The sequence below is a fragment of the Yoonia maricola genome, assembly GCF_002797915.1.
GTDB classification, from domain to species: Bacteria; Pseudomonadota; Alphaproteobacteria; order Rhodobacterales; family Rhodobacteraceae; genus Yoonia; species Yoonia maricola.
Window position 1 is genome coordinate 164,879 of the sequence record NZ_PGTY01000003.1, and the last position, 15,833, is coordinate 180,711.

Here is a 15,833-nt window from a genome sequence, read left to right on the forward strand (position 1 = left end):
GCATAGGGTGTGGCCATGCGAAGGTCAATCGCTATCGCGTTTCCCATTGAAATAAGCCACAAAGGTTAACGAAAGTAGCAACACAATGATCGGCATATCGCCCCAAAGACTATAGGTTGTGGCTGGCGACACAGGCGGCAACGCCGCATCAACAGCGCCATCCACACCCAAAGGCAGTGAGGCCGTGATCCGCCCCCGCGCATCAATCATCGCGCTGATCCCGGTGTTGGCCACACGCACCATTGGCAGGCCTTGCTCAATCGCACGCAATCTGGCTTGGGCCAGATGCTGATGCGGCCCGGCGGCCTGTCCGAACCACGCGTCATTCGTGATCAGCAGCAGCAAGCGCGGACGGGTATCTCCATAGGCAATCTCTTCTGCAAAAATGCCCTCGTAACAAATCAACGGGACAGCCGGGCCAACCCCCGGTATCTGCACCGGTCCTGGCGTAGTCCCCGGTGTAAATCCGGTTCCAAGGTTTCGCGCAAGGCCGCTGGCCCCTATCTGGCCCAACAACCGCGCACCGGGGATGTATTCCCCAAAAGGCACCAGATGGCGCTTATCATAAAGGCTTTGCACTTGCCCGCCCGGCCCCATGACAACAAGGCTGTTATAGGCCCTCGCTTGCGCATCACGGCGCTGAATACCAAAGACCAAAGGGGTGCCGCGGGCGGCATCCGACAGTAGCGTCAAATCGTCTTCGATGTGGTTCAGCAGATAGGCGATGGATGTCTCAGGCCAGACGATCAAATCAGGGACATCACCCGCGCCACTGCGTTGCAAAAGCCGGTTGAGAAATATGTCGGAATAGGCCGGGTCCCATTTTTGATGCTGCGGCGCATTGGGCTGAACCAGTCGGACCACAGGCAGGTCATCCGTCGGCTGGGGGACCGTACCGGGACGCATCACAAAGGAAAGTGCGACAACCAAGCCAAGCGTGACCAGCCCAAGGATGCGCTCCGCACGGGCAAGCCCAGCGACGGCCAGACCACAGATCACCGTCAAAAGTGTCAGCAAGTGGGGACCGCCAAATGCAGCCACCTGCGCAAGCCCGGTTGTCACCCAAACATGACCAAGCAAGGCCCAGGGAAAGCCTGTCAGGATTAGCGACCGCAGGACTTCTGCCCCGACCAACAACAGCCCAAGCACACCAATACGGCCCGGCGACAGGCGTGACGCCAGCCATGCCGCCAATGCCCAGAACAGCGCCCCACCCGCCCCCATCAACACCAAGGCGAAAGGGGCCATCCAGCCATGGCGCGCGATATCGACCAGAAAAGGTTCAACGATCCAGCGCAGGCTGAAAGCGAAATACCCAAAGCCGAACGCCCAGACATGCAAGACCGCCTGCCGCCCTGTCAGACTGCTGGGGTAGATGACAAAAAGCGCGCCCAGCGCCAGCACCGTCGCGGGCCACAGATCAAACGGGGCCTGCCCCAGCCCAGCCGCCGCACCCAACAGCGCAAGCAAAATCACCCGCACCCATACTGTACAGGCCGCAAACTGCGCCAACCTGTCAGCCATTGCGCGCCGCAGCCAAGCGCACGCGCAAGCGCTTTACACGGCGAGGATCAGCATCGACGACCTCAAATTCGGGCCCATCGGGGTGCACAATCAGTTCGCCACGCACGGGTAAATGGCCAGCCAGCATCGTGACAAGACCACCCAGCGTGTCGATTTCCTCTTCGTCCACCTCTTTGGGGTCCGTTAGGGTCATCCCGATCTCGGCCTCGAAATCATGCAAATCGGTGCGGGCTTGCGCCAGATAGCAGCCCGGTTTTTCCATGACCCAGCTTTTGGCCTCTTCAATGTCATGTTCGTCTTCAATCTCGCCCACGACCTGTTCGATGACATCTTCAATGGTGACCAACCCATCAGTGCCGCCATATTCATCAATCACGAGTGCCATGTGAATACGCTCTGCCTGCATCTTTTGCAGCAACACACCAAGAGGCATGGAGGGGGGGACATAGATCAAAGGGCGCACCATGGCGCGCAGGTCCATGGACGGGCTTTTGCCGTTAAACCCATGACGCAGCGCAAAATCCTTGAGGTTGGCAATACCAATCGGCGTATCCAGCGTACCATCATAGACAGGCAAGCGGGTCAGGCCACTGTCGCGAAAAACTTCAACCAACTCATCTTTGGTAATGGTGACAGGAACCGCCACGATATCGGGTTTGGGAACGGACACATCCTCAACCCGCATCCGGCGTAGATTAAGCATGCCCAGAACAGATCCCGCAGGTTTGATCGTGGGATCGGGCGCATCGTCATGCACCAAAGGTTCATCCGGTGGGCGGAATGCGCTGCGGAGGCGGGTCAAGAGCCCCGGTGAAGTCATCGTTTGATCCGACTGCGCGCTTTGCGCAGCGCTAGACGGTACGTCGCCAGTGTCGCCCATTTTGTCCTTACCTATGTGGGCCCAACGGCCCCGTTAAACCCTATATGGGTCAGGAATACCCAATTTGCCAAGTATCTCTGTCTCCAACCCCTCCATCAGGGTGGCGTCACGGTCACGTTCATGATCGAACCCAAGCAGATGAAGCGTGCCATGTACCAGCAGATGAAGCGTGTGATCACGCATCGGTCTGCCTGCTTCATCCGCCTCGCGTTTGCAGGTCTCATACGCGATAGCGATGTCACCAAGTTCCTGATCTGGTCCAACATTAGGCGGCAAAGGCATCTCACCATCGGCCACGGCGGCGCGTTCATCCGACGGCCAACTCAGCACATTGGTAGGCTGGGGTTTACCTCGGAAACCCTCGTTCAAAACGGCAATGCGGGCGTCATTGCAGGCAAGGAGGCTAATCTCAAAGACCGATGGTTCAATTCCCAATCGTTCCAACACAGCATCACTTGCAAGAACAGCCAAGGCGTCAATATCGCCCCAGCGTTTCTCTTCAACAATGCAGTCCACGGTCACTTGGGGTCGTCCGCCTCATAGGCTTCGATGATGGCTGCAACTAGGGGGTGGCGCACCACATCTTTGGAGGTGAAGTAGTTAAAGCTGATCTTGTCGATGCTTTTCAGCAAACGCTCCGCATCCCACAGACCCGAATTCACACCGCGCGGCAGATCGATCTGCGTGCGGTCACCCGTAATCACCATACGGCTGCCTTCACCCAAGCGGGTCAGGAACATCTTCATCTGCATTGTTGTCGCGTTCTGCGCCTCATCCAGCACGACAAACGCGTTGGACAGGGTGCGGCCACGCATAAAGGCCAAAGGCGCAATCTCTATCACCTTTTCCTCGATCATCTTGGCCGATTGCTTGCCCGGCAGGAAATCATTCAGTGCATCATAAAGCGGCTGCATGTAAGGATCGACCTTGTCCTTCATATCGCCGGGCAGATAGCCCAGCTTCTCGCCCGCCTCGACCGCCGGACGGGACAGGATGATCTTGTCCACATGACCGCTGATCAGCATATTCACGCCCACAGCGACGGCGAGATAGGTCTTACCCGTACCGGCAGGACCTATGCCAAAAGCCAGCTCATTGGCGAATAGCGATTTGACATAGGCCTTCTGCGCATCGGTGCGCGGCTCGATCAGCTTCTTGCGGGTCTTGATTTCGACCCGCTCCGTCTCACCCTTGAACAGCTCGATCTGGTCGCCATCGCGGGCAGGATCGAACATCGGCTCGGCACCCATACGCAATTCGCGGTCCAGATCACCGGGCTCCAGCGCACGCCCAGCCTCTAGACGGCTATAAAGCGCCTGCAACACCTGGGTCGCCTCGTGGCGTGCCTCGTCTTCGCCAATGACAGCCAATTGGTTGCCACGGCGCAAAATTTGTACGCCCAATCTGTCTTCGATGGTGGTCAGGTTGCGGTCATATTCACCGCAAAGGTCGATCAGCAAAAAGTTGTCCGGGAATTCCAACAGGGATTCAGTTGCAGCTTCAGCGGGTGGGGTCAGGGCACCAGTGGCCAATCAGCTCTCCTTTTCATCTATATATAGCTATCGTGGCAACTCTGACCGCAAGGCGCAAGGTGTGAGAGGCAATTGTCACCGGTTTGACGCAGAATTCTTTTGAAAGTGCTTACAGAGGCGTCAGGTAAGGTGGATCATGATCCACCTTACAGCAATTCACCCTTCAGCGAATTCGGGCTGTCTTGCACCACTTTCACCCGTCGCACCTGCCCGATGATATCTGCTGGCGCGTCCGCATAAACCGCATGCAGATACTCGGACTTACCAATCACCTGCCCCGGCTCCCGCCCTGCCTTTTCAAACAGAACTTTCACCTCGCGACCGACCATGGATGCTTGCGTCGCCTGTTGCTGCTCACGCAAAAGTGCCTGCAGGCGCTGTAGCCGCTCATTCATCACATCTTCGGGCAATTGCGGCTTCTCTGCCGCAGGGGTGCCGGGACGGGTGGAATACTTGAATGAATAAGCCTGCCCATAGTGCACATCGCGGACCAACTGCATGGTATCCTCAAAATCCTGATCAGTTTCGCCCGGAAAGCCCACGATAAAGTCACCCGACAACAGCAAATCCGGGCGCGCTGCGCGAATACGTTCAATCAGGCGGAGATAGCTTTCGCCCGTGTGCTTGCGGTTCATCGCCTTGAGAATACGGTCCGATCCAGACTGAACCGGCAAGTGCAGGTAAGGCATTAGCTTGTCACAGGTGCCATGCGCGTCAATCAAGGCATCATCCATGTCGTTCGGGTGCGAGGTCGTGAAGCGAATACGCTCCAACCCATCCACCTTATCCAAAGCCCAGATCAGCCCAGCCAGACCACCATCATGCCCGTGATAGGCATTTACGTTCTGCCCCAACAGCGTGATTTCCTTCACACCGCTTTCGACCAACTCTTGCGCTTCACGAATGATCCGGTCCGCGGAGCGTGATACTTCGGCGCCACGCGTGTAAGGGACAACGCAGAAAGCGCAAAACTTGTCGCAGCCTTCCTGCACCGTCAGAAATGCCGTCGGCCCCCGCTTGGCCTTGGCCCGCGTTTTCAGCGTATCGAACTTATCGTCATCCGGGAAATCAGTGTCTAGCGCTTTGGCCCCGGTCTGGATCGCATCATCCATCGCAGGCAAGCGGTGATAGCTTTGGGGACCAACGACCAAATCGACCATCGGCTGGCGCTTGATGATCTCTTCACCCTCAGCCTGCGCCACACAACCTGCCACACCGATCTTCAAATCAGGGTTGGCGGCCTTCAGCGCCTTGAAGCGGCCCAACTCCGAATAAACCTTCTCTGCCGCTTTTTCACGAATGTGGCAGGTGTTCAGCAGAATCATATCCGCATCATCCGGCGTCTGCGTCTCGACATAGCCCTTCCCGCCGAGCGCCTCTGCCATGCGTTCGCTGTCATAGACATTCATCTGACAGCCATAGGTCTTAATATAAAGCTTTTTTGGCGCGGACATCGGACAGGCTCATGTGTTGGGATAACTCGCGCCTTCTAGCGACTTGGCGGAACGCTTGCAATGCGGCCCGATATCATTGATTTTGCGTGCGTTGTTCAATGATGCGAGCCTGAATGCATTACCCCTCCCTCTCGGCCTTGGCCAATGATGCCAAACAATCCCTGTCAAAGGGTCCGGTCGCGCTGCTTCTGATCGAGGATGATGTCGAGGTCGCAAGCACTATCGCTCACCATACAAAGGCAGGTTTTGCGCATTTGATTGCATTTTGTGTGCCGGAACGGGTTTTGCCTGCCGACTGTACTGACAACTTGCACCGGGTAGACTTTGATGTAAGCGCCGAGGATGCCTTGCAGACAATCGCGAATGTGATGATCAATGCGCTGCCGGGACATTGGCTCTACTTTTGTCACAACGCAGAGTACCTTTTCTTTCCGTTTTGCGAACACCGTAGCGTGGGCGAGGTGCTTACCTTTATGGGCGAAGAACGGCGTGACACGGTGATGAGCTATATTGTTGATCTTTATGCGAAAGATCTGACAACACATCCGGATGGGGTTGATCGTGAAGATGCCTATTTTGATAAGTCCGGGTATTACGCGCTTGCCCGCGAAAACAGCGAGGGTGACACATTAGAGAGGCAGGTCAATGTCTTCGGTGGCCTGCGTTGGCGGTTCGAGGAGCATATTGCCAAAGCCCGGCAACGCACCGACCGAATATCCTTCTTTCGTGCGCAGCCAGGGCTGCAAATGCTGCCGGACCGATCATTCAATCTGGCAGAATACAACACCTACGCCTGCCCATGGCATAACAACCTCACTGCCGCGATCTGTTCGTTCCGTACCGCTAAGGCGCTCCGCCGCAACCCCGGTAGCCGCGCGGTGATCAATACATTCCACTGGCCACAGTCCACGCGTTTCAGCTGGCAATCGCAGCAGCTTTTGGATTTGGGATTGATGGAGCCGGGGCAGTGGTTCTAAGCGCCTGCTCGCGCGCGCGATTGAGCGAGGAATAGGGCCAATCACTTGGCCGCTTGACCAAACCGGCATGTATCGGCGCGGATCGGATCAGGTGCATATGAAGCGCCATATCATCCTCATCCCGGATCATATGTTCCCAAAACCGACGCTGCCAGATGCCCTTCTCACCACGTTTTTGATGGCTTTTGGGAATATGCGCTGGTGCGGGCGCATGACGCGAAAACCCGGATTTGATCATCCGCCAGCGTTTGGAAAAGTCGTGATCGTTCATCGGCAAAGTCCAGATCATATGTAGCTTGTTAGGCAGGATCACCGCGGCATCAATCGCAAAGGGCCAGCGTTTACGGCAAACACGTGTGGCATCGCGTAACAGATCAATATGCGTCACCAACAGGTCAGATCGTTGATCTTGCAAGCGGACGGTGAAAAAATAGGTGCCCCCAGGCACGCGTAAACGGCGGTAATTCGACATTGCGACAATGTCGTTCAGTAAGGTTAACTTTTTATGAAACTTTGCAAACCGTAAGGTGGATCATGATCCACCATACATTTCACTTCCGTCGCAACCGGATCACAACATCCACAGATGCAATCTCTGCCCCATCAGGCGCATCGGGCAAATGGCGAATTTCCAACTGTTCTGACGGTGCATCGGTCAGCTTCGCGCTATCTTCCCAATAGAAATGCGGGTGATCGGTCATCTTGGTGTCAAAGTAACTCTTTGACCCATCCACCGTAATCTCACGCATCAACCCGGCATCACAAAACGCGCGGAGTGTATTATAAACTGTCGCCAATGACACTTTCTCATCCGCATTCGATGCGGCTTCAAACAGGCTCTCCGCCGTCACATGCCGATCTTGCCCGTCGCCCACCAGCAAAGACGCCAACGTCATACGTTGCCGTGTTGGACGAAGCCCCGCCCCGGCCAGCCACTGCGTGCTGCGTTCAATTGCTAAGTCCGACATGACTGTCCTTTTTGACATCTATTCTCATGTATATGGGAAGAACATCCCTCGGATCAAATGAAAACAGTCAGAAAAAGCACAGACTTGCTCTCATAAACCGCGGAGTGATAGAGGTCAGGGAGTGCAGTCAATAAAAATGAGACCAGTCAGATGGCCGATTACCCAACCTCTTTTGATAAAGACGATCTACTGAAATGTTCGCGTGGCGAACTGTTTGGTGAAGGCAACGCGCAGCTGCCTGCCCCGCCCATGCTGATGATGGACCGTATCACTGATATCTCTGGCGATGCGGGTGAGCACGGCAAAGGCCATGTGGTTGCCGAATTCGATATCACCCCCGACCTTTGGTTTTTTGACTGTCACTTCCCCGGCAACCCCATCATGCCCGGTTGCCTTGGCCTTGATGGTCTGTGGCAACTCACTGGCTTCAACCTTGGCTGGCGCGGCTGGCTGGGGCGCGGCTATGCGTTGGGGGTGGGCGAAGTAAAACTGACCGGAATGGTCCGTCCGGACCGTAAGATGTTGACCTATAAGGTCGATTTCACCAAAGCTATTCAGACCCGCAGGCTGACCATGGGTGTGGCGAACGGTATTGTTGAGGCCGACGGCGAGGTGATCTATCAAGTCACAGATATGAAGGTCGCATTGTCTGAAAGCTAAACTTTCACACTGACGTCCAACAAAAGGGGAGAGGTGCCAATGCGCCGTGTTGTTGTCACTGGTCTGGGGATCGTATCACCGATCGGAAATAATGCCGATGAGGTGCTTGCCGCGCTCAAGGCCGGCCAGTCCGGGATCGAAGCCTCGCCCGAGATGGTTGAGCACGGCTTTCGCAGCCAGATCGCTGGCACGCTCAAGATCGATATCAAAGAGCATGTCGACAAGCGCACCCTACGCTTTATGGGGCCGGGTGCGGCATACGCGCACATCGCGATGGGTCAGGCAATTGCAGACGCCGGATTGGGCGAAGATGACATTGTGAACCCAATGACTGGCTTGATTGCGGGTTCTGGCGGCCCGTCGACCTCGGCTCTTTTGACAGCACATGAGATTGTCAAAAACACGGGTGCGACCAAACGGATCGGGCCTTTTGCTGTGCCTAAAGCAATGTCCTCAACCGTCAGTGCCAACCTTGCGACGGCCTATAAGATCAAGGGCATCAACTTTTCGATCACCTCGGCCTGCTCGACATCTTTGCACTGCATCGGGATGGCTGCCGGTCAAATCGCTTTGGGTAACCAAGATATCATGTTCGCCGGTGGCGGTGAGGAACTCGACTGGACGCTATCGTGCCTGTTTGACGCGATGGGCGCGATGTCGTCCAAATATAACGACACGCCCGAACGCGCGAGCCGCGCATTTGACGCGGATCGCGATGGCTTTGTCATTGCTGGCGGTGGTGCGATGGTCGTACTGGAAAGCTTGGAAAGTGCGCAGGCTCGCGGGGCCAAGATTTACGCTGAAGTCACTGGCTTTGCCGCCACATCGGATGGTGCCGATATGGTCGCCCCTTCCGGCGAAGGCGGTGAGCGGGCCATGCGCGGCGCGCTGAAAACCCTGCCCGACGACCGCAAGGTCAGCTATATCAACGCACATGGCACGTCGACCCCGGTGGGCGATGTGGGCGAAGTCGAAGCGGTACGCCGTGTCTTTGGCCAAGGCACAACGCCACCGATCAGCTCAACCAAGTCGATGACAGGCCACAGCCAAGGGGCGACGGGCGCGCAAGAGGCCATCTATTGCCTGTTAATGTTGGAACATGATTTTATCGCTCCGTCGATCAATGTCGAAAATCTCGACCCTGACTTGGACCCAACTGAGATCGCAACTGATCTGATTGAAAACGCAGGTCTGGATACGGTGATGACCAACTCTTTCGGATTTGGCGGCACCAACGGCTCCATGCTTCTTTCCAGGTTCAAAGGGTAAGCAGATGACGATCTCGATGAAAGGCAAACGCGGGCTGATCATGGGTGTCGCCAATGAACGCTCCATCGCGTGGGGCATCGCCAAGGCGATGGCTGAGGCAGGGGCAGAGTTGGCGTTCAGCTATCAGGGCGACGCTTTTGGCAAGCGATTGGCACCTTTGGCGCAATCTGTCGGGTCAGACATCATGGTCGATGTAGACGTGACCGACGACGCCAGTATGGACCTCGCGTTTGAAACGCTGAAGGATCGCTGGGGTACGTTGGATTTTGTCGTTCACGCCATTGCATTCTCGGACAAAAACGAACTGACAGGACGGTTCATCAACACCAGCCGGGACAACTTCAAGAACTCGCTTGCGATCTCTTGTTATTCTTTCATCGACGTGGCGAACCGCGCGTCGCAAATGATGCCCGACGGGGGCACATTGCTAACACTGAGCTACCAAGGGTCCAACCGCGTGACCCCATTCTATAACGTCATGGGTGTGGCAAAGGCAGCATTGGAATCAGCCACCCGATATCTGGCCAACGATCTTGGGCCGCAAGGCATCCGCGTGAACGCGATCAGCCCCGGACCGATGAAAACGCTGGCAGGGGCAGCGATCGGCGGGGCGCGGAAGACGTATAAACACGCCGACCAAAACGCGCCAATGCGGTCGAATGCGACCTTGGAGGCCGTGGGCGGTACAGCTGTCTATCTTGCCTCAGATGCCGGGGCCTGCACGACCGGAGAAATCATCCGGGTTGATGGCGGATATCATGTGCTGGGGATGCCGCAACCCGATCATTTGGTGTAGCGCGCAGTGCCAGATAGGTAAAATCACCCGTCTTGCAAAACCAAGGGAGAGCAGGGTTGCCGGAAGTTCAAAGAGCTGCACAAGCGCTTTGGGACTTTCACTGCGTTTACGACACTCTCGTTCCGTCTGACGTCATCATCGGCTTGGGGTCCTACGACACGCGCGTCGCATCGCGCTGCGCAGAACTGTTTCAACGCGGGCTGGCGCCACACATCATTTTCACTGGCGCATCAGGAAACTGGACCCAAGCGCTATTTCCAGACAGCGAAGCCAAGTCATTCCAAGCCCAAGCCATCGCCAACGGTGTTCCCAAAAAGGCTATTGTGGTTGAGCCTCACGCAAAAAATATCGGCGAGAATATTCAATTCAGTGCAAAACTTGTACCGTCAGCGCAGCGCGTGATCCTTGTGACAAAGCCCCAGACGCAACGCCGGTGTGCGGCAACGGCTCAGAAACAATGGCCGGCAGTGCAGAGTTTGGTGACGGCGCCAAAAACCACATTCGAGGATCAACCACTTGCACATCACGATATGCGCGCATTGATTTGCGAAATGGTTGGCGACCTTGAGCGCATCAGAAGGTACCCAGCGCTAGGCTTCCAAGCTGAGGTCAATATACCCCCGCATGTGAGCCGGGCATTTGACGCGCTTATAAATGCTGGGTTCGTTGACCATTTACAAACGTAACCATTGAACGGTCAGCTTATAGGATGGATGATGTCACCCATCACACCGCATCAATTCCCACAATCTCAATCGCAAAGTTCAGGTCCTGCCCTGCCAGCGGGTGGTTAGCATCGAGCGTCACTTCCGTCTCTGTCACCTCTGCCACCATAATGGGCAGCACTTGGCCCTCTGGCGTCTGCATTTGCAACTTCACACCCGGCTCAACTGGGATATCTGCGGGGATTTGTGTGCGTGGCACGGTCTGGCGCGCGGCTGGATTATGTTCCCCGTAAGCTTGCGCGCAGGGCACAGCGATATCCTTTTTGTCACCCACAGACATCCCGCCAATCGCACTATCAAGGCCTTTGATCACCTGACCAGACCCAAGCACAAACTCCAACGGATCACGCCCTTCGGAGCTGTCAAACATCTCGCCGTTATCCAAAGTGCCGACATAGGTAATGCGTACGGTGTCGCCTGCTTTTGCTTGGCTCATGGGTCTATCGCTCTCTACAAGGGAAATTGGTCGCAGGCACGCTACGCGCTGGGATGTGGGTTTGCAAATGCATTGCCTCTTTTCGGCAAGACGCTGCCGTGACACGATGGCGGTACGCAGGAGAGACCCAATGCCTATCACCACATTTGTATTTGATGCCTATGGCACGCTGTTCGATGTGAACGCCGCCGCGATGCAGGCGGCCAAAGACCCCGCCCACGCAGATTTAGCCGCGGTCTGGCCGGCGGTCGCCCGTGATTGGCGGCTTAAGCAATTGCAATACACCTGGCTGCGGGCGGTGGCGGGGCGGCACTGCGATTTCTGGCAGGTGACACAGGATGGGCTCGACTGGGCGATGGAGGCAAATGGTGTCATCGCGATGGCCACCCGCACGCGGCTGCTGGAGCTTTATTGGGAGCTCGCTGCCTACGCAGAAGTGCCCGCAATGCTGACGGCCCTGAAAGCACAAGGAAAGGCGACCGCGATCCTGTCCAACGGATCGCCGGATATGCTGAACGGTGCGGTGTCATCGGCCCAGATTAGTGATGTTCTGGATGCGGTGCTGAGCGTCGAAGATGTTGGCATCTTCAAACCGCACGACCGTGTTTATGATCTGGTCGGCGCACACTTTGGCTGCACCAAAGATGAGGTTCTTTTCGTGTCATCAAACGGCTGGGACGCGGCTGGCGCTGCGGGCTATGGTTTTCAGACCGCATGGGTCAACCGCGCGGGTGAGCCTATAGACAGGCTCTATGCTCAACCCCACCACGTCTTGCATGACCTGACCACCATACCGGAGCTGACCTGATGCCCAGCTACACCTCCGCCGACGGTCTGAACTTGCATTACTCTGACGAAGGCGAAGGCCTGCCGCTCATCGCGCTTGCGGGTCTCACGCGCAACGGCGCTGACTTTGATCACGTTGCCCCCCACCTGCCCGTCCGCCTGATCCGACCTGATTATCGCGGTCGTGGCCAATCGGACTGGGCTGACCCCGCGACCTATACGATCCCGCAAGAGGCAGCGGATGTGCTGGCACTGATGGATCATCTAGGGCTTGAAAGAGCAGCAGTCCTTGGCACCTCACGCGGTGGATTGATTGCGATGTTTCTTGCCGCGACGGCCAAGGACCGACTGATGGGGGTGGCGCTAAATGACATCGGGCCGGTGATTGACGATAAGGGAATTGCGGTCATCAAAGACTATATCGGGCGCAATCCCGCACAAAATACCTATGCAGAGGCAGCCGAGGCACGGGCAAAGCTTTGGTCCCATTTTCAAGATGTCCCCATGGATCGGTGGTTGGCCGAGGTGAAGGCGCATTACAAGCAAACCGACGCAGGGCTTGTCATTCGCTATGATCCAAAACTGCGCGATGCTGTACTCTCGGCGGACGTGAAACTGACGCCGGATCTTTGGCCGCTATTTGATGCGCTGACAGACCTGCCGCTTGCCTTGATCCGCGGCGCGAATTCAGACCTTCTGACAATTGAAACCGCCGATGAAATGGCCCGCCGCCGCCCCGATATGATCCGCGTTGATATCGCAGGGCGCGGCCACGTTCCCTTCCTTGATGAACCCGGTGCTGTAGACGCCTTGCATCGTTGGCTGGAGAAGATGCAATGAACATCGATATGATCCGCGCGGCGGCAACGCGCATCGCAGGGCATGCAAGGCGCACGCCGATCCTGACGTCGCCCTTTCTTGACGAGATCGCAGGGCGGCGCGTGTTCGTGAAAGCCGAATGCCTGCAGCATACAGGTTCGTTCAAATTCCGTGGTGGGCGGTCTGCTGTCTCAGCTCTGACCGATAATGCGCTGAAGACCGGCGTCATCGCATTCTCAAGCGGCAATCACGCGCAAGGCGTGGCCCTTGCCGCACGCGACTTTGGCGCACCTGCCGTCATCATCATGCCGGATGATGCTCCCGCGATTAAAATCGAGAACACCCGCGCACTGGGAGCAGAGGTCGTTCTTTACAATCGCGAAACAGAGGACCGCGACGCAATCGGCGCACAATTGGCGCAAGAACGGAACCTGACACTGATCAAGCCCTATGATCAACCACAAGTCATTGCTGGCCAAGGCACGACCGGGCTTGAGATCGCTGAAGAAATGAATGCCTTGGGCGTCACAAAGGCTGATGTCATGGTGTGCTGCGGGGGCGGCGGGCTGACGTCCGGGATTGCGCTTGCCTTGGCGGCAGACGCGCCAGGTCTGCGCGTGCGGCCCGCTGAACCAGAAGAGTTTGACGATGTCACCCGCTCACTGGCCAGTGGCAGAATTGAAAGCAACACTCGGCGCAGCGGGTCGCTTTGCGACGCGATCGTGACACAGCAACCGGGCGATCTGACCTTCCCGATTATGCAAAAACACTGCGGGCCCGGCGTTGTCGTGAGCGAGGATGAATGTATGCGCGCAGTGGGTTTGGCCTTTGATCGCCTGCGTATCGTTGTTGAACCTGGAGGGGCTGCAGCCCTTGCCGCTGCATTGTTTCATGCCGACACCTTTGAAGGCGATGCCGTGATCGCAGTAGCCACCGGCGGCAACGTCGACGCCGATATCTTTGCCCAAGCTCTGGAGACCCTTGCATGAGCCGTTTCACGATTGCCAGTTTCAACGTCAAGAACCTGATCGAGGCGGATCAGGAATACTACCGGTTCGAGCAATACACCCCTGAAGAATATGCATGGAAACGGGCGTGGTTGGCTGACCAACTACTGACAATGAACGCCGATATCGTTTGCTTTCAGGAAATCTTCACCGAAGCCGCCTTGCGCGATGTGATCATCGAAACCGATGAGCTTGGACAGGCTGCCAATGATGCTGTAATCCCAGACCGGTCAAAAGGCTATGCGCGTAAGGCGATTTTCCGCAAACTGGCGTTTGAACCTTATACAGAGGCAGGGCTGGCCTTTGCCCCAAACAGCTTTGATGGCGGGCCGGGCCAACGCCGCCCCGGTGTCGCTGTGCTGTCGCGGCTTGGGTTTGTGGGGCAACCAGAAATCATTCAGGATTTGCCGGAACCGCTGATGGTTCCATTCAGCGATCTAGATGGCAGCGATGGCGGATCGTATCAAATCAAACGCCTCAGCCGTCCGATCCTGAAGGTACGCATTCCGGTGGATGGCGAAACGGTGACTGTCTTCAACTGCCACCTTAAATCCAAACTCGGCGAATTGCCCCGACCAGCGGGGGCCGCCTTTCCGCCAGCTGCTGATCTTGTGAACTACGATCCCGCCACCCGCGCGATGGGGTCGCTGCGGTCTGCCCTGCGGCGCATGGCCGAGGCTTGGGTGCTACGCCGCGCTGTTCTTGCAGAACTGGAAGTAGGTAACCCAGTGATGGTGCTGGGCGATTTTAACGATAATGAACATGCCGTGTCGTCGGAAATTATTAGCGGCGAGGCCCCGTTTAAGAACTACGCATGGATGCGCAGACATGATGCGCAGACAAGGCGGGACCGCTATTCAGACGCTGAAAACGAGGTTATTCAGGAAAAGATCAACAAGGTCCGACTGTATTCTGCCGAGAAGCTGTTCGTGAAAAAGTCACTACGCGATATGGTTTATACGGCGGCCTTTGGCGGTGTCTTTGAAAGCATCGACCAGATCCTGATGTCACGGCATTTCCTGCCAGAGTTCGCAGGCAAGATCGGCGAAATGGAATACTTCAGCGCACTGAACGACCACCTCACCGATGGGTCACACCCGGAAGCGCCTTATAATAAACTGGCCTCGGATCATGGGCAGATCATGGCGCATATGGTGCTGGGCGATCCCGATGCCTGAGATCGCGCGCGACGGCGTCACACTGCATTATGAACGGCAAGGGCCGACAGACGGACCTGCGGTGATTTTTTCCAATTCGCTGGGGACAACGCTGCACCTGTGGGACCCGATTCTACCCTATTTGCCTGATCACTTGCGCATCCTGCGTTACGATATGCGCGGACATGGCCAGTCCGAGGTGCCGGACGCGCCCTATACCATGGGGCAACTCATCAGCGACGCAGAAGCCGTTTGCGATGCTGCAGAAGTTCGTGATGCGGTCTTTATCGGGCTTTCCGTGGGAGGCATGATAGGGCAAGGGCTAGCAGTGAAACGGGAAGATATCGTAAGGTCCTTGGTCTTGTCGAACACCGCCGCCAAGATCGGCAACCCGGCGTTTTGGCAAGAGCGCATTGACGCGGTTCAGCGCAACGGCATGGGTCAAATGGCTGATCCGATTGTGAAACGCTGGTTCGGGCGTGACTTCTACGAAAGCCCTGCGATGGCCCCTTGGCAAGACATGTTGAGCCAAGCATCGGTTGAAGGCTATTGCGGTGTATGTACCGCGATCGCAGGCACCGACTTCTATACACCCACCAGCGGATTGCGCATTCCGACACTTGGGATTGCGGGATCAGAGGACGGCTCTACCCCGCCTGATCTGGTACGCGAGACGGTTGATCTGATCCCCGGATCACAATTCGTGCTGATGCGGCGGGCGGGCCATTTGCCTTGTGTGGAACAGCCAGAGGCCTTCGCTGGGCATCTGACAGCATTTCTTCAAAGCATTGGGCATCTTTAAGCAGTAGGTAAAGTCGATCCACTTTACGTCACCGCCACACG

The 15,833-nt window shown here is 56.5% G+C and carries 18 protein-coding genes; 10 read left to right on the top strand and 8 right to left on the bottom strand.

Annotated features, from left to right (window positions below; translation table 11 throughout):
* Window positions 1-24: 24 nt before the first annotated feature.
* The 5 genes from lnt to miaB form a co-directional block, all read right to left on the bottom strand.
* Complete coding sequence (lnt, locus tag BC777_RS15060) at window positions 25-1,524, bottom strand: apolipoprotein N-acyltransferase (RefSeq protein WP_100369032.1); 1,500 nt, start codon at window positions 1,522-1,524, stop codon at window positions 25-27.
* Entirely contained in the window at window positions 1,517-2,404 is an 888-nt protein-coding gene (locus BC777_RS15065; RefSeq protein WP_100369033.1) for a CBS domain-containing protein, read from the bottom strand. Before BC777_RS15065 ends, lnt begins: the two co-directional genes overlap by 8 nt.
* A 33-nt stretch (window positions 2,405-2,437) precedes the next feature.
* On the bottom strand, window positions 2,438-2,926 hold the full coding sequence (gene ybeY, locus BC777_RS15070) for an rRNA maturation RNase YbeY (protein ID WP_100369034.1): 489 nt from the start codon (window positions 2,924-2,926) through the stop codon (window positions 2,438-2,440).
* Complete coding sequence (locus BC777_RS15075) at window positions 2,923-3,936, bottom strand: PhoH family protein (protein ID WP_100369035.1); 1,014 nt, start codon at window positions 3,934-3,936, stop codon at window positions 2,923-2,925. The genes ybeY and BC777_RS15075 overlap by 4 nt, the downstream gene beginning before the upstream one ends.
* Before the next feature lie 146 nt (window positions 3,937-4,082).
* The gene (miaB, locus tag BC777_RS15080) at window positions 4,083-5,390 is read right to left on the bottom strand and encodes a tRNA (N6-isopentenyl adenosine(37)-C2)-methylthiotransferase MiaB (RefSeq protein WP_100369036.1); all 1,308 of its coding nucleotides are present in this window, start codon (window positions 5,388-5,390) and stop codon (window positions 4,083-4,085) included.
* 113 nt (window positions 5,391-5,503) lie between these two features.
* On the opposite strand from miaB, the gene BC777_RS15085 reads away from it, so the two are divergent.
* On the top strand, window positions 5,504-6,367 hold the full coding sequence (locus tag BC777_RS15085; protein WP_100369037.1) for a hypothetical protein: 864 nt from the start codon (window positions 5,504-5,506) through the stop codon (window positions 6,365-6,367).
* On the opposite strand, the gene BC777_RS15090 is transcribed toward BC777_RS15085, so the two are convergent.
* Both BC777_RS15090 and irrA read right to left on the bottom strand, forming a co-directional pair.
* On the bottom strand, window positions 6,306-6,839 hold the full coding sequence (locus BC777_RS15090; protein ID WP_100369038.1) for an REP-associated tyrosine transposase: 534 nt from the start codon (window positions 6,837-6,839) through the stop codon (window positions 6,306-6,308). The two genes, BC777_RS15085 and BC777_RS15090, sit on opposite strands and share 62 nt — an antisense overlap.
* Window positions 6,840-6,918: 79 nt before the next feature.
* On the bottom strand, window positions 6,919-7,335 hold the full coding sequence (gene irrA, locus BC777_RS15095; protein ID WP_100369039.1) for an iron response transcriptional regulator IrrA: 417 nt from the start codon (window positions 7,333-7,335) through the stop codon (window positions 6,919-6,921).
* A 150-nt stretch (window positions 7,336-7,485) separates the two neighbouring features.
* Here irrA and fabA point away from each other — a divergent pair, with 150 nt between their 5' ends.
* Genes fabA through BC777_RS19705 form a run of 4 tightly spaced genes read left to right on the top strand, consistent with a single transcriptional unit; the run spans window position 7,486 to window position 10,746 of the window.
* Window positions 7,486-7,995, top strand: coding sequence for a bifunctional 3-hydroxydecanoyl-ACP dehydratase/trans-2-decenoyl-ACP isomerase (gene fabA, locus BC777_RS15100; RefSeq protein ID WP_100369040.1), 510 nt, complete (start codon window positions 7,486-7,488; stop codon window positions 7,993-7,995).
* Window positions 7,996-8,034: 39 nt separating this feature from the next.
* Entirely contained in the window at window positions 8,035-9,264 is a 1,230-nt protein-coding gene (gene fabB, locus BC777_RS15105) for a beta-ketoacyl-ACP synthase I (RefSeq protein WP_100369041.1), read from the top strand.
* Window positions 9,265-9,268: 4 nt separating this feature from the next.
* On the top strand, window positions 9,269-10,060 hold the full coding sequence (locus BC777_RS15110) for an enoyl-ACP reductase FabI (protein ID WP_100369042.1): 792 nt from the start codon (window positions 9,269-9,271) through the stop codon (window positions 10,058-10,060).
* 56 nt (window positions 10,061-10,116) lie between these two features.
* On the top strand, window positions 10,117-10,746 hold the full coding sequence (locus tag BC777_RS19705) for a YdcF family protein (protein WP_100369043.1): 630 nt from the start codon (window positions 10,117-10,119) through the stop codon (window positions 10,744-10,746).
* Window positions 10,747-10,786: 40 nt separating this feature from the next.
* On the opposite strand, the gene BC777_RS15120 is transcribed toward BC777_RS19705, so the two are convergent.
* Window positions 10,787-11,221, bottom strand: a complete 435-nt coding sequence (locus BC777_RS15120; RefSeq protein ID WP_100369044.1) for an FKBP-type peptidyl-prolyl cis-trans isomerase — start codon at window positions 11,219-11,221, stop codon at window positions 10,787-10,789.
* A 130-nt stretch (window positions 11,222-11,351) separates the two neighbouring features.
* On the opposite strand from BC777_RS15120, the gene BC777_RS15125 reads away from it, so the two are divergent.
* Genes BC777_RS15125 through pcaD form a run of 5 tightly spaced genes read left to right on the top strand, consistent with a single transcriptional unit; the run spans window position 11,352 to window position 15,792 of the window.
* A complete protein-coding gene (locus BC777_RS15125) occupies window positions 11,352-12,029 on the top strand; it encodes a haloacid dehalogenase type II (RefSeq protein WP_100369045.1) in 678 nt (225 codons plus the stop codon).
* Window positions 12,029-12,847, top strand: coding sequence for an alpha/beta fold hydrolase (locus BC777_RS15130; protein ID WP_100369046.1), 819 nt, complete (start codon window positions 12,029-12,031; stop codon window positions 12,845-12,847). The genes BC777_RS15125 and BC777_RS15130 overlap by 1 nt, the downstream gene beginning before the upstream one ends.
* Window positions 12,844-13,815, top strand: a complete 972-nt coding sequence (locus BC777_RS15135) for a threonine ammonia-lyase (RefSeq protein ID WP_100369047.1) — start codon at window positions 12,844-12,846, stop codon at window positions 13,813-13,815. The genes BC777_RS15130 and BC777_RS15135 overlap by 4 nt, the downstream gene beginning before the upstream one ends.
* Window positions 13,812-15,011, top strand: a complete 1,200-nt coding sequence (locus tag BC777_RS15140; protein ID WP_100369048.1) for an endonuclease/exonuclease/phosphatase family protein — start codon at window positions 13,812-13,814, stop codon at window positions 15,009-15,011. Before BC777_RS15135 ends, BC777_RS15140 begins: the two co-directional genes overlap by 4 nt.
* Entirely contained in the window at window positions 15,004-15,792 is a 789-nt protein-coding gene (gene pcaD / locus BC777_RS15145) for a 3-oxoadipate enol-lactonase (RefSeq protein ID WP_100369049.1), read from the top strand. The genes BC777_RS15140 and pcaD overlap by 8 nt, the downstream gene beginning before the upstream one ends.
* The last annotated feature ends 41 nt before the right edge of the window (window positions 15,793-15,833 follow it).

What these genes read in the sequence shown, in the direction of transcription:
- lnt (WP_100369032.1), bottom strand. Translation starts at nt 1,524, where the DNA reads ATGGCTGACAGGTTGGCGCAGTTTGCGGCCTGTACAGTATGGGTGCGG.
- BC777_RS15065 (WP_100369033.1), bottom strand. Translation starts at nt 2,404, where the DNA reads ATGGGCGACACTGGCGACGTACCGTCTAGCGCTGCGCAAAGCGCGCAG.
- miaB (WP_100369036.1), bottom strand. Translation starts at nt 5,390, where the DNA reads ATGTCCGCGCCAAAAAAGCTTTATATTAAGACCTATGGCTGTCAGATG.
- BC777_RS15085 (WP_100369037.1), top strand. Translation starts at nt 5,504, where the DNA reads ATGCATTACCCCTCCCTCTCGGCCTTGGCCAATGATGCCAAACAATCC.
- BC777_RS15090 (WP_100369038.1), bottom strand. Translation starts at nt 6,839, where the DNA reads ATGTCGAATTACCGCCGTTTACGCGTGCCTGGGGGCACCTATTTTTTC.
- irrA (WP_100369039.1), bottom strand. Translation starts at nt 7,335, where the DNA reads ATGTCGGACTTAGCAATTGAACGCAGCACGCAGTGGCTGGCCGGGGCG.
- fabA (WP_100369040.1), top strand. Translation starts at nt 7,486, where the DNA reads ATGGCCGATTACCCAACCTCTTTTGATAAAGACGATCTACTGAAATGT.
- fabB (WP_100369041.1), top strand. Translation starts at nt 8,035, where the DNA reads ATGCGCCGTGTTGTTGTCACTGGTCTGGGGATCGTATCACCGATCGGA.
- BC777_RS15110 (WP_100369042.1), top strand. Translation starts at nt 9,269, where the DNA reads ATGACGATCTCGATGAAAGGCAAACGCGGGCTGATCATGGGTGTCGCC.
- BC777_RS15120 (WP_100369044.1), bottom strand. Translation starts at nt 11,221, where the DNA reads ATGAGCCAAGCAAAAGCAGGCGACACCGTACGCATTACCTATGTCGGC.
- BC777_RS15125 (WP_100369045.1), top strand. Translation starts at nt 11,352, where the DNA reads ATGCCTATCACCACATTTGTATTTGATGCCTATGGCACGCTGTTCGAT.
- BC777_RS15130 (WP_100369046.1), top strand. Translation starts at nt 12,029, where the DNA reads ATGCCCAGCTACACCTCCGCCGACGGTCTGAACTTGCATTACTCTGAC.
- BC777_RS15135 (WP_100369047.1), top strand. Translation starts at nt 12,844, where the DNA reads ATGAACATCGATATGATCCGCGCGGCGGCAACGCGCATCGCAGGGCAT.
- BC777_RS15140 (WP_100369048.1), top strand. Translation starts at nt 13,812, where the DNA reads ATGAGCCGTTTCACGATTGCCAGTTTCAACGTCAAGAACCTGATCGAG.
- pcaD (WP_100369049.1), top strand. Translation starts at nt 15,004, where the DNA reads ATGCCTGAGATCGCGCGCGACGGCGTCACACTGCATTATGAACGGCAA.